General features: G+C 65.4%; 13 protein-coding genes and 1 tRNA gene. 7 read left to right on the top strand and 7 right to left on the bottom strand.

Annotation, left to right across the window (positions count from 1 at the left end):
* Positions 1-38 precede the first annotated feature (38 nt).
* Positions 39-221 (top strand): hypothetical protein, encoded by a 183-nt coding sequence (locus ABID37_RS11355; protein ID WP_354194713.1) that lies wholly within the window; start codon positions 39-41, stop codon positions 219-221.
* Positions 222-231: 10 nt separating this feature from the next.
* Here the strand turns inward: ABID37_RS11355 and ABID37_RS11350 are convergent.
* Positions 232-308: transfer RNA gene (locus tag ABID37_RS11350), tRNA-Arg, on the bottom strand.
* A 147-nt stretch (positions 309-455) separates the two neighbouring features.
* Complete coding sequence (locus ABID37_RS11345) at positions 456-1,937, bottom strand: sensor histidine kinase (RefSeq protein ID WP_354194711.1); 1,482 nt, start codon at positions 1,935-1,937, stop codon at positions 456-458.
* 266 nt (positions 1,938-2,203) lie between these two features.
* On the opposite strand from ABID37_RS11345, the gene rpmH reads away from it, so the two are divergent.
* The 6 genes from rpmH (at position 2,204) to ABID37_RS11315 (ending at position 6,444) form a co-directional block, all read left to right on the top strand.
* Positions 2,204-2,338 (top strand): 50S ribosomal protein L34, encoded by a 135-nt coding sequence (rpmH, locus tag ABID37_RS11340; protein WP_083867726.1) that lies wholly within the window; start codon positions 2,204-2,206, stop codon positions 2,336-2,338.
* A gap of 14 nt (positions 2,339-2,352) precedes the next feature.
* Positions 2,353-2,706, top strand: a complete 354-nt coding sequence (gene rnpA / locus ABID37_RS11335) for a ribonuclease P protein component (RefSeq protein WP_354194708.1) — start codon at positions 2,353-2,355, stop codon at positions 2,704-2,706.
* Positions 2,707-2,714: 8 nt separating this feature from the next.
* Positions 2,715-4,559, top strand: coding sequence for a membrane protein insertase YidC (gene yidC / locus ABID37_RS11330; RefSeq protein WP_354194706.1), 1,845 nt, complete (start codon positions 2,715-2,717; stop codon positions 4,557-4,559).
* A gap of 172 nt (positions 4,560-4,731) precedes the next feature.
* Positions 4,732-5,175, top strand: a complete 444-nt coding sequence (locus ABID37_RS11325; protein ID WP_354194704.1) for a Fur family transcriptional regulator — start codon at positions 4,732-4,734, stop codon at positions 5,173-5,175.
* A 225-nt stretch (positions 5,176-5,400) separates the two neighbouring features.
* Complete coding sequence (locus ABID37_RS11320; RefSeq protein ID WP_354194702.1) at positions 5,401-5,595, top strand: hypothetical protein; 195 nt, start codon at positions 5,401-5,403, stop codon at positions 5,593-5,595.
* Between the two features lie 360 nt (positions 5,596-5,955).
* The gene (locus ABID37_RS11315; protein WP_354194700.1) at positions 5,956-6,444 is read left to right on the top strand and encodes a GNAT family N-acetyltransferase; all 489 of its coding nucleotides are present in this window, start codon (positions 5,956-5,958) and stop codon (positions 6,442-6,444) included.
* Positions 6,445-6,450: 6 nt separating this feature from the next.
* Here ABID37_RS11315 and ABID37_RS11310 read toward each other — a convergent pair whose 3' ends face one another.
* The 5 genes from ABID37_RS11310 to ABID37_RS11290 all read right to left on the bottom strand — a co-directional run bounded on the left by ABID37_RS11310 (position 6,451) and on the right by ABID37_RS11290 (position 11,820).
* Entirely contained in the window at positions 6,451-6,819 is a 369-nt protein-coding gene (locus ABID37_RS11310) for a YbaN family protein (RefSeq protein WP_354194773.1), read from the bottom strand.
* Positions 6,820-7,168: 349 nt separating this feature from the next.
* Positions 7,169-8,404 carry a phenylacetate--CoA ligase family protein gene (locus ABID37_RS11305; RefSeq protein ID WP_354194698.1) on the bottom strand — a complete coding sequence of 412 codons (1,236 nt, stop codon included), beginning with the start codon at positions 8,402-8,404 and terminating at the stop codon, positions 7,169-7,171.
* A gap of 50 nt (positions 8,405-8,454) precedes the next feature.
* Positions 8,455-9,306 (bottom strand): ABC transporter ATP-binding protein, encoded by an 852-nt coding sequence (locus ABID37_RS11300; RefSeq protein ID WP_354194696.1) that lies wholly within the window; start codon positions 9,304-9,306, stop codon positions 8,455-8,457.
* Between the two features lie 66 nt (positions 9,307-9,372).
* Complete coding sequence (locus ABID37_RS11295; protein WP_354194694.1) at positions 9,373-10,701, bottom strand: ABC transporter substrate-binding protein; 1,329 nt, start codon at positions 10,699-10,701, stop codon at positions 9,373-9,375.
* 42 nt (positions 10,702-10,743) lie between these two features.
* On the bottom strand, positions 10,744-11,820 hold the full coding sequence (locus tag ABID37_RS11290; RefSeq protein ID WP_354194692.1) for a branched-chain amino acid ABC transporter permease: 1,077 nt from the start codon (positions 11,818-11,820) through the stop codon (positions 10,744-10,746).

Genomic DNA, 11,820 nt, shown 5'->3' with positions numbered 1-11,820 from the left:
CCAAGCCCGTCCCCCAAGCCTGTCCTGAAGTTCCATGCATGACTTTGGCCGAAGATACCGGCCGGGGCAATATCCTCTTGCAACCGGAAAGCAGACGGGACCGCTTTCAAAGCGGCCAGGGAGGCCTTTTGCGTCGGTTGCAAACCACGCCGATGGATGCGTTCGGCAGCGCACGACGGGGCAACAAGCCCGAAGGCGAACCGATCGATCACGATGTCTGAAGGAGTTGAATGGCGCGCCCGAAAGGATTCGAACCTCTGACCCCCAGATTCGTAGTCTGGTGCTCTATCCAGCTGAGCTACGGGCGCGCAGTGGGCCGTTTTGGGCGGCCCGGCGTCCGGCTTTCGGGGCCGGCCGCGAACGTGCCGCTTCACTAGCGACTGAATTCCGGAAATGCAAGCCGGCATTTGAAAGTTTCTTCACGCCGTCCACCGGACCCCGGTCGCCGCCGGCCGTCAGCCGTGCTGACGCAGGCCGTCCGACGCGCGCCCGAAAGGCAGAGGCCGGTCGGCGATGGTCACCGCGAAGGTGGTGTTGCCGCTGTCGCTGGCCACCAGCTCCAGCGTGCCGCCATGGGCGCGCACCAGTTCCTGCGCGATGGCGAGGCCAAGCCCGGTGCCGCCCTGCCGCGCGGCGCCCCGGAAGGCCGAGAACAGGTTTTCCCGCGCCCTTGCCGGCAGGCCGGGGCCGGTGTCGCTCACCACGATGCGGCACACGCTTCCCTGCCGTTCGGCCGAAACCGTGAAGCGCCGCACGGTCACCTTGTCCGGCTCCGCCAGCATGGCCTGCACCGCATTGCGGGTCAGGTTGGTCAGCACGCGGAAGAGCTGGTCCGGATCGGCGTCGATCTCGAATTCAGGCGGCACCGCATTGACGAAGTCGATGGTGCTGTCGGCGCCGGCGATGTCGCGCAGATCCTCCACCAGCGGATTGAGCCGCACCAGCCTGCGCGCCGGCGGCGCCTCCTGGGTGCGGCCATAGGCGAGCACGCCTTCCGAATAGGAAACGGCCCGGTCCAGCGCGCGCAGCAGCCGGGGCGCGAAGGACTGCACGGTGGGGTCCTTCGACATGGCGAGCCGATCCGAGATGAGCTGGGCCGAGGCCAGCATGTTGCGCATGTCGTGGTTGATCTTGGAAACGGCGAGGCCGAGATCGGCCAGGTGCCGGCGCTCGGCCAGCATCTTCTGCAGCCTTTCCTGCATGCGCGAAAGTTCGCGCTCGGCAAAGCCGATCTCGTCGGCGCGCTCGATGGGGCTGATGATGCGCGTCGGGTCTTCCGGCGCCTGCGAGAAGGCCAGCATGGAGCGGGTGAGCCGGCGCATCGGCCGCACCATGACGCGGTCCATGGCCGCATAGACCAGCATGGCGGCGAACACCGAGATCAGCAGCGACAGGAAGGCGACGTTGCGCGCATAGGTGAGCATGGCGGCGCGCAGGCCCTTGTCCGACATGATGAGCTCGAACTCGCGCCCGTCCTCGCCGGCCGGCCCGTAGACGCGCAGCATCCTGCCGCCGCCGTAAAGCAGCGTGTCGAGCGCGCCGATGATCTCGCCGAACATGCCGACATTGGCCATGTCGATGTGCTTGTCGACCTGCGGCGGCATGTCGGCCACCACCAGCAGGCGCGAGACGCCGCCATCGGTGACGGCGATCGCCTTGGCGCCGATGGCCATCAGCACCTCGTCCTGCGCCTCCCGCGACAGGGCGCCGGGATCGCCCTGCACCAGCACTATGGAGACGGCGGCGGCGGTCGCCAGGCGGTCGCGCAGCCAGCTTATGCGATAGCTGGCGACCGACGGCAGGAAGATGAAGGTCTCGGCCAGAAGGACGAAGATGACGGTGAGCAGCAGGAGCTTAGTGGACAGGCCGCGCGCCAGCGCAACCGTGGGCCCGGCCGGCTCCGGCGTCTCAGGCGGGTGCTGTTCCTTTTCCGTCATGCTCTTGCGGTCTTCCACGGCATATCGCGCTTGCCGGCAGGATAGACCAAACGCGGACATCTGTCTGCCATGGCGGGCCATTCGAAGGCCATGCGCCGATTGACTTCGCCGGCCTCAATCCATATAAGCCCGCTCACGCTCGGGCCTGCCCTCCCGGCGCGGTTTCGGTCGCGCCACGGGTTTTGGCCACGCCGCAATGGCCGGGCATAGCTCCTGTCGCATCGATGGCAGAATCAAGAAGGGCCGCACACCGCGGTATTAAATAAATGAAGCGTACCTACCAACCCTCCAAGCTTGTCCGCAAGCGTCGTCACGGCTTCCGTGCGCGCATGGCCACCAAGGGCGGCCGCGCCGTGGTCGCAGCCCGTCGCAACCGTGGCCGCAAGCGGCTGAGCGCCTGACGGAAACGAGTTCGTTGCCCGGCGCAGGCAAGCCTTCGGGAGCACAGCCCGGGCGGCTTCTCAAACGCGCGGAGTTTCTGGCCGTGCGGCGCGGTGAGAAGCGCCGTGGACGGCTTTTCCTCGTCGAGGTTCTCGACCGCGGCGACGACAAGGCGCCGCGCGTCGGCTATACCGTCACCAAGAAAGTCGGCAACGCGGTTGTGCGCAACCGCGTCCGGCGGCGGCTGAAAGAGGCCGTGCGCACCCATGCCGCACATGACATGGCGGCCGGCAATGACTATGTGATCGTCGGGCGCGAGGATGTGCTCGGCGCTTCCTTCGACCAGCTCAAGGCCGAGCTTTCCCGGCGGATCCGCGGATCACGATAGGGTTCAGTATGGAAAACAATCGCAATTTCTTCATCACCATTGCGCTGTCGGTGCTGATCCTGGTGCTCTGGCAGGTCTTCTACATGAACCCGCGCATCGAGGCGCAGCGCGAGGCGGCGCGGATCGAGGCCTCCCGCCAGGAGAGCCAGCAGACGCAGCAGGGCGCCGACGTGCAGGCACCCGGCCAGACCGCGCCCGGCCAGACGGCACAGGGCCAGGGCGCCCCCGCCGACGGCGCCGTTCCCGGCGGCGGCATTCTCGGCGAATTGAATACGCCAGCCAGCCGCGAGCAGGCGCTGGCCGGAACGGCGCGCGTGAAGATCGACACCCCGAGGGTCCAGGGATCGATCAACCTCGTCGGCGGCCGTCTCGACGACCTCAGGCTCAAGGACTACCGCGAGACTGTCGACAAGACCTCGCCCGAGATCGAGCTTCTCAATCCCGCCGCCCAGCCCAACGGCTATTATGCCGAGATCGGCTTCGTCGGCAGCGAGGCGACCGGCACGGTGCCGGGCCCGCAGACCGAATGGACCATCGAGGGCAATGCGACGCTGACGCCGTCCACCCCGGTCACGCTCACCTACACCAACGAGAAGGGCGTGATCTTCAAGCGCACCTACTCGATCGACGCGAACTACATGTTCACCGTGTCCGACACGGTCGAGAACACCGGTCCCAGCGACATCACCCTGTTCAGCTACGGCCGCGTGACGCGTTTCGACAAGCCGACCACCGCCTCGATCTACGTCCTGCACGAAGGCCTCATCGGCGTGACCGGCGAGGAGGGATTGCAGGAGCACAAATATTCTGCGGTCGAGGAGGACAAGCAGTACACGCCCGGCAAATCCAACGACGGCTGGCTCGGCATCACCGACAAGTACTGGGCGGTGACGCTGGTACCGACGGCCAAGCAGGCGTTCCAGCCACGCTTCGCCTATTTCGAGGACGGACGCCCCCGCTACCAGGCGGACTTCCTCAGCGACGCCATCCCGGTCGCCGCCGGCCAGTCGGCCACGGTGGAATCGCTGGTCTTCGCCGGCGCCAAGGAAGTCGCGACCATCAATGCATATGAACAGGAGCGGGACATCCGCCGCTTCGACCTGCTCATCGACTGGGGATGGTTCCATTTCATCACCAAGCCGATGTTCTGGCTGATCGACACGCTCTACAAGATGCTCGGCAATTTCGGGCTGGCGATCCTCGCCACCACCGTCGTCGTCAAACTCGTCTTCTTCCCGCTGGCCAACAAGTCCTATGCCTCGATGGCCAACATGAAGAAGGTGCAGCCGAAGATGATGGAAATCCGCGAGAAATACGCGGACGACCGGATGAAGCAGCAGCAGGCGATGATGGAGCTGTACAAGACGGAGAAGATCAACCCGATCGCCGGCTGCTGGCCGGTGCTGATCCAGATCCCCGTCTTCTTCGCCCTCTACAAGGTGCTCTACATCACCATCGAGATGCGGCACGCGCCGTTCTTCGGCTGGATCCACGATCTGGCGGCACCCGACCCGACCTCGCTGTTCAACCTATTCGGCCTGCTGCCCTTCGCCGTGCCGACCATGCTCCACATCGGCGTCTGGCCGCTGCTGATGGGCGTGACCATGTTCCTGCAGATGCGCATGAACCCGGCCCCGCCGGACCCGACGCAGGCCATGATCTTCAACTGGATGCCGGTCATCTTCACCTTCATGATGGCGGGGTTCCCGGCCGGCCTGGTCATCTACTGGGCCTGGAACAACCTGCTCTCGATCCTCCAGCAGGCGGTGATCATGAAGCGGCAGGGCGTCAAGATCGAGCTTTGGGACAATCTCGGAACCTTGTTCCGGAAGAAACCGAAACCGGCGGAATAGCGCCGCCGCGGACCCACATGGAAGGGCCCCCTTGCGGGGCCCTTGCCGTTTCCGGGGCCTGCATCGGCCCGCTGCGGCAACGCCTTACTGGAAACCTCTGCATTTCCGGGTTAGGGCTATGGCGAGCGCCGGCAAGGCCTCTTCCCCAGTGAAGGCAGCGCGAAGAGCAGACATGAAATTCAGCAAGGACATCGCCGCCCTGTGCAAGGAGCACGGGCTTCGCCTGACCGAACCGCGCAAGGTCATCATGCAGGTGCTGGCCGAATCGTCGGATCATCCGGATGCGGTGGAACTGCACCGGCGCGTCAGCGAGATCAGTCCGGGCGTCGCCATCGCCACCGTCTATCGCACGCTGGCTCTGCTGGAGGAAAAGGGCGTGCTGGAAAAGCACACTTTCGGCGACGGGCGCGCGCGCTTCGAAAGCGCCGACCAGGAACATCACGACCATCTCATCAATGTCGAGACCGGCGACGTGATCGAATTCCGTTCCGACGAGATCGAACGGCTGCAGGAAGAGATCGCCCGCCGGCACGGCTTCGACATCGTCAGCCACAGGCTGGAAATCTACGTCAAGCCATCGAGGAAGACGCGCAAACGCCCCGGCAAGGCTTCCTGACCGGTTTCGCGTTCCGGCCCCTTCTCCTTCCCTTCTGAATTTCCGGACCCCGCCGGCGACGATGCCGGCGAGCCGCTTTTGGTCCATCCGGCTTCCGATGGCGTCCTTCTTGTCGCACCCGACAAAACAGCGCTTGCGGTCCGGTCGTTTTCTAGTTTAGAATCATTCTAAATTTTGATTGCAGGGCTCAACTTTAAAGCCATTTCTGAAAGAAGGAGAAACCCCATGTCCCAGTCCGTCTCGTGCAACAGCTGCGCCTATTACGAAGACCATGTCGCCAACAGCACCAAGGTCGCCGAGCATGCCGGCCTGTGCCGCTTCAACCCGCCGGTGACGCAGCCGGAGCCGAACGCCCGCGGCCTGTGGCCGGTGGTGACCTCCAGCGACTGGTGCGGTCATTTCGCCGAAGCCCGCGCCTGATCGCGAGCAGACGCAGCTTTCCTGAAACGGCGCTTCGGCGCCGTTTTTGTTTGGCAGGGGTGCGGCAAGAAAAAAGGCCGGACCCAAGGGCCCGGCCAAGTATGGAAGTTAAACCTTCCAGAGGGGAACGTGTCGGGCGCAATGGGAGGAGAACACCCGACACGCAGCCCAGATAGGCCCGCCCGGCCCGCGGTTCAAGTGTTTGTCTACTATTTTTATAGAATAAATTGCCGCACCTGCCGATTTTCCCGTTTGCCGCTGCGGCAGCCCAGCCGACCGGCCCGTTCCGGGGAGCCACCCCGGCTTCCCAAACGGCCATTTGGGGCCTAGAGCCGTTCCGAACCGGTAAGGAGAATGGCCATGGTCCGTGTACGCCCCGCCACCCCGGCGGATGCCGAAGCGCTGGCTTGCATCGGCTTGCAGGCATGGCAACGCGGCATCGGCCTGCTCGTCCCCGCGCATGTGGCTGACCGCATAAGGGCGGACAATCCGTTCAGGCCGTTCATCCAGGCGCAGGGCGAAAACATCCTCGTTGCTGAAATCGACGGCAGGCCGGCGGGGCTGGGCGCCCGCGAGCACCGCGACGACGTGATCACCGACATCTGGGTGGCACCTCAATGGGAAGGCAAAGGCGCAGGTTCGGCGCTTCTGGCCGAACTGGAACGCCAGATCGCCGGCGCCGGCCATGACCATGCACGGCTGCAAGTCGCGGCCGACAACCAGCGCGCGCTGCAGCTTTACCTTGCGCGCGGATATGAGCCGGTGTGGCGCGGCGTCAGGGCAGATCCGATCCTGCAGGTGCCGCTGGAGAAGATCGGCCTGTCGAAGCGCCTGTCGGGCCTGACCTGATACCGCTCACGACGGGCGCGAAAACACATAGGCGACGCCCACCAGCATCAGCAGTCCTACCGCCGCCATCATCAGCGGCCCGGGGTTGCTTCCCAGCCAGAACAGCAGGAAGCCGAGGCTGGTCCCGGCCAGCGACATCATCTTGGCCTTTCGCGGTATGGCACCGCGCAGGCGCCAGTCGCGCAAGGTAGGTCCGAAACGCGGGTGGTCCAGAAGCCACAGTTCCAGCCGCCGGGAGGATTTGGCGAAACAGGCCGCCGCCAGGATGAGGAACGGCGTCGTCGGCAGCACCGGCAGGAAGGCTCCGACGAAGCCGAGCACCACGAAGAACAGGCCAAGCGCAAGGAACAGGCCGCGCAGGGGCGCCGACACCATCGGCGGCTCCCGCTCGACGCCGCTGTCGGGCACGGGACCCTTGCCCGCCCCGCGTCCCGCGTCCGGAAACTGGGAAACGGCTCGCCCATCGGTGGGGTGGGTAGCAACGGGTGGTGTCATCGGTTGCGTCCTGCGGTCGGCCCCGCATCGCCATGCGCATCGAGGCGCACCGGAGCGATCAGCCTGTTTGCCTGAACATCGGACAGCCGGCCGTCGCAATCAAGTGGACAAATCAGCTCAACATTGAGCTTCCATCTCCCGGAGCCTCGAGCCGGAAGGGGGCGCCCGAAGTCTTTGTTTTTGGCACATGATCCTGTCCCGAAAGTCTGCAATTTTCGGGATCATGCGCTCAAGCGCCGGCCGGGCGTTCGTCGGCGATGACCTTGCCGTCATTGGGCAGGCTGCCGGGCGGCACGATCTCGACCCTGCCCTTCATCTTGGTCGAGGCTTGCAGGGCCGTTTCCAGGGCCGCCGACAGGTCGCCGCCCGTTGCGCCCGCCTCTGCCCTCAGCACCATCTGGTCCTGCTCGTCGGCGCGCGTCACCACAAGGCGCAGCCGGCCGAGTTCGGGAAACTTCTTCGCGATCGCCGCGATCTGGGCCGGGTCGACGAACATGCCCTTGACCTTGGTGCGCTGGTCGGCCCGCCCCATCCAGCCGGCCAGCCGCTGGTTGGTGCGCCCGCAGGCACTCGCGCCCGGCACGATGCGCGACAGATCGCCGGTGCCGAAGCGCAGCAGCGGATATTCCGGGCTCAGCCGCGTCACCACAACCTCGCCGACCTCGCCGTTGGCCACCGCATCGCCGGTGCCGGGGTGCACGATCTCGACGATCAGGCCTTCATTGACCACGAGGCCCGACCGCGCCGGCGTCTCGTAGGCGATGACGCCAAGCTCGGCGCTGGCATAGGCCTGGTAGGCATCGACGCCACGCCCCGCCACCTCCTGTTGCAGGGACGGGGGGAAGGCCGCGCCCGACACCAGCGCCCGCCGGAACGGATTGTCGATGCCGGCCTCGGCGATCCTGTCGAGCAGGATTTTCAGGAAATCCGGGGTGCCGAGATAGCCGGAGGGGCGCAGAGCCGCGATCGCCTCCACCTGCTGCTCGGTGTTGCCGACCCCGGCCGGGATGACGGCGCAGCCCAGCGCATGGGCGCCCGATTCCATGATGTAGCCGCCCGGCGTCAGGTGATAGCTGAAGGCGTTGTGGACGATGTCGTGCTCGCGCATGCCGGCCGCGAACAGGGCGCGCGCCGAGCCCCACCAGTCCTTGCCGTGGCCTTCCGGATCGAAGATGGGACCCGGCGAAACCAGCAGCCGCTTCAGCCTGCCGGCCGCGACCGAGGTGAGACCGGCAAAGGGCGGCGCCTTGGCCTGCAAGGCGACGAGGTCGCCCTTGCGGATCACCGGCACCTGTTGCAGCGCGGCCCGGTCGGCAATCGCATCGATGGCGATGCCGTCCAGTTGCTGCTTCACGGCCGGAGTCGTCTCCGCCACGCCGGCAAGCAGGGTGCGCAGCGTCTCGAACAGGGCTTTTTCCCGGATTTCGGGGGCCCGGGTTTCCTCGGCATCGAAATGTGCAGGCATGGGTGACATCGCTTCCGTAGAGGGGTTTCGTCCGGGCGGCGGGCGGGCTCTCAGCTCAGCCAGCGCTTGCGGCGCTTGTAGCTCTTCACGTTGCGGAAGGACTTGCGGCCCTCGCCGCCGATGCCAAGGTAGAATTCCTTGACGTCCTCGTTGTCGCGCAGCGCGTCTGCGGCGCCGTCCATGACGATGCGCCCGGTTTCGAGGATGTAGCCGTAGGTGGCGTATTTCAGCGCCATGTTGGTGTTCTGCTCGGCCACCAGGAAGGACACGCCCTGCCGGGTGTTGAGGTCCCTGACGATCTCGAAGATCTCGTCGACCACCTGCGGCGCGAGGCCCATGGAAGGCTCGTCGAGCAGGATCATCTTGGGCCGGCTCATCATGGCGCGGCCGATGGCGCACATCTGCTGCTCGCCGCCGGAGGTATAGCCGGCCATGGCGGTGCGCCGCTGCTTCAGCCGCGGGAAATAATTGTAGATCATCTCCAGATCGTCGCGGATGGCAGCGCGCCCGTCGCGACGGGTGAAGGCGCCGGTCAACAGGTTTTCCTCGATGCTGAGATGGCCGAAGCAGTGGCGGCCTTCCATCACCTGGATGCAGCCGCGCCGCACCAGCTCGTTGGGGCTCAGCCTGTCGACGCGCGCGCCGTCGAACTCGATCGAGCCCTTGGTGACCTCGCCGCGCTCGGCCTGCAACAGGTTGGAGATCGCCTTGAGCGTCGTCGTCTTGCCGGCCCCGTTGGCACCGAGAATCGCGACGATGCCGCCTTGCGGCACGGTCAGCGACACACCCTTCAGAACCAGGATGACATGATCGTAGATGACCTCGATGTTGTTGACCGACAGGATCGGCCGCGCCGGCTCAGGCGCCTGCGAGGTGCGGTGGGGGGAAGCAAGATCGGACATAAGCGGGCTCCGGATTGGGGTCCCTCCCCCGAAAGACGGGGAAGGGAGGCTTGCCATGGGAGGGCCTTACGAGGCGTCGCAGGCCTCAGTGCGCTCGGGCCACGGCGCGTTCTTCTCCGCATAGGCCTTGGCGTCCTCGTCGAGCAGCGGCCCGACCTTGTCGCTCATCGGCGTGATGTAGTCGGTGATCTTCTCGAAGGCGGTTCCGTTCCAGCTCTGCACGAAGGTCGAGAAGTGGCCGTTGTGGTCGGCGCAGGAGAGCTTGACCGGCTGGGTGAAGCCTTCCAGACCGATCTCCTTCAGCCGTGCCTCGTCGATGTCGAGGTTCTCCAGCCCGCGCCGCACGTCCTCGCCGGTCACCACCTTGTTGCCGGTGAGTTCCTGCGCGGTGCGGATGGCCTCGGCGATCAGCATGGAATTGTAGACGCCGCGGTTGTAGAGCACCTGGCCGACCTTGGACTTGTCCGACACCTGGCTCTTGCCGGCATCGACGACATATTTCTCGATGTCGGCCAGCAGCGGGAAGTCGTCGCCGGCGGCATGCCAGTTCAGGGTCTTGAAGCCCTTGGCCCGCTCGCCGCCGCCACGCGCGTCATCCTCGCCCGGCCACCAGATCGAGATGAACTTCTCCATCGGGAAGTTGGTCTTCACCGCTTCCTTGATGGCGGTGGAGTTCAGCGCGCCCCAGCCGTAAAGGATCATGTAGTCCGGGCGGTCGCGGCGCACGCTCAGCCATTGCGAGGACTGGTTCTGCATGTCGGCGGCGGCCACCGGATAAAGCTTGGCCTCGAAGCCGAGTTCCTTCGAAAGCTGGTCGATCAGCGGCAGCGGCTCGCGCCCGAAGCTGGCGTCGAGATAGATGTAGCCGATCTTCTTGCCCTTCAGCTTCTCGATGCCGCCGCCTTCCTGCTCGGCGATGTATTTCAGGATCTGGGTGAAGCCGTCCCAATAGGTTGCCGGCGGGTTGAAGATCCACGGGAAGATGTCGCCCTTGGCCGAGGCCGAGAGACCATAGGCCATGGACAGCACCGGGATCTTGTCGACGGCGGCCTTGGGGATCAGCGGCAGGGTGATGCCGGTCGACCACGGGTTGACCATGACCGGCTTCTTCGGCTTCACCGCCTCGTAGCATTCGAGGCCCTTCTTGGTGTCGTATCCGGTCTCGCACTCCTCGATCACCAGCTTGACGCCGCCGATGCCGCCGTCGCGCTCGTTGAGCATGGTGAGATAGTCGTGCATGCCGTCGGCAATCGGCGCGCCCGATCCGGCGAAGGGGCCGGTGCGGTAGGTGAACAGCGGCACATAGATGGAATCCTCCGCCTTGGCGGCCTCCATCGCCGGCATGGCCAGCATCGATGCGGCCGAAAGCGCAAATACCAGTTTCTTAAGCGACATTTCGTTCTCCTCCAGTTTCCATTTCCACCGCGCCGGCCGCCCTCAATAGGGGAACGGCCACACGCGAAGCTTCTGCTTGGTGATCTGCCAAAGCCGGGCCAGTCCGTGCGGCTCGACGATGAGGAAGAAGATGATGAGCGCGCCGACGATCAGGAAGGTCAGGTGCTCGACCGTGGCGGCGGCGATCGGCAGGCCCAGCGATTCCGGCAGGCCACGGATGAAGATCGGCAAGATGTGGATCAGCGCCGCGCCCATGAAGCTGCCGATCAGCGAGCCGAGGCCGCCGATGATGACCATGAACAAGAGCAGGAAGGACAGCTTGATGTCGAAGGCCGACGGCTCCGCCGCGCCCAGCCACAGGAACACCATCAGCGCGCCGGCCACGCCGCAATAGAAGGACGAGACGGCGAAGGCGAGCAGCTTTGCCGGCAGCAGGCGGATGCCCATGAGCTGGGCGGCGATGTCCATGTCGCGCACCGCCATCCATGTCCGCCCGATGCGGCCGTGGACGATGTTGGAAGCGATCAGCGTCATCACAGCCACGACGCCCAGCACCACGTAATAGCGGGTGACGGGCGTGGCCATCGGCCCGGTGATGGCGATGCCGAACAGGGTGCGGCCCGGCACCTCGATGGCGCCGGATGGGTTGTAGTTGTAGAGCCAGGCGATGCGCACGAAGCACCATTGCAGGAAGAACTGCGCGGCGAGCGTGGCGACCGCGAGATAGAACCCCTTGATGCGCAGCGAGGGCAGGCCGAAGATCACGCCGATGCCGGCCGCGAAGAAGCCCGAGCACAGGATCCACACCAGGATGTTGACCTGCGGGAAGAGCGTCGAGAGCTTGTAGGCGGCATAGGCACCCACCCCCATGAAGCCGGCGGTGCCGAGCGACAGGAGGCCGGTGTAGCCGACGAGGATGTTGAGCCCGATCGCCCCCAGCGACAGGATCAGGAACGGGACCATCACCGAGGCCAGCAGGAATTCGTTGCCGAACAGCGGGATCGCGACGAAGGCGATGGCCATGATGATGGCGAGGCCGTAGCGATCCTGCAGGATCGGGAAGACCGCGGAGTCGGCGGCGTAGCCTTGCTTGAACTGGCCGGTTTCGCGATAGAACAT

This window comes from Aquamicrobium terrae (assembly GCF_040545735.1).
In the GTDB taxonomy this organism is placed as follows: Bacteria; Pseudomonadota; Alphaproteobacteria; order Rhizobiales; family Rhizobiaceae; genus Mesorhizobium; species Mesorhizobium terrae_A.
This window is presented reverse-complemented; position numbering and strand designations above follow the sequence as displayed.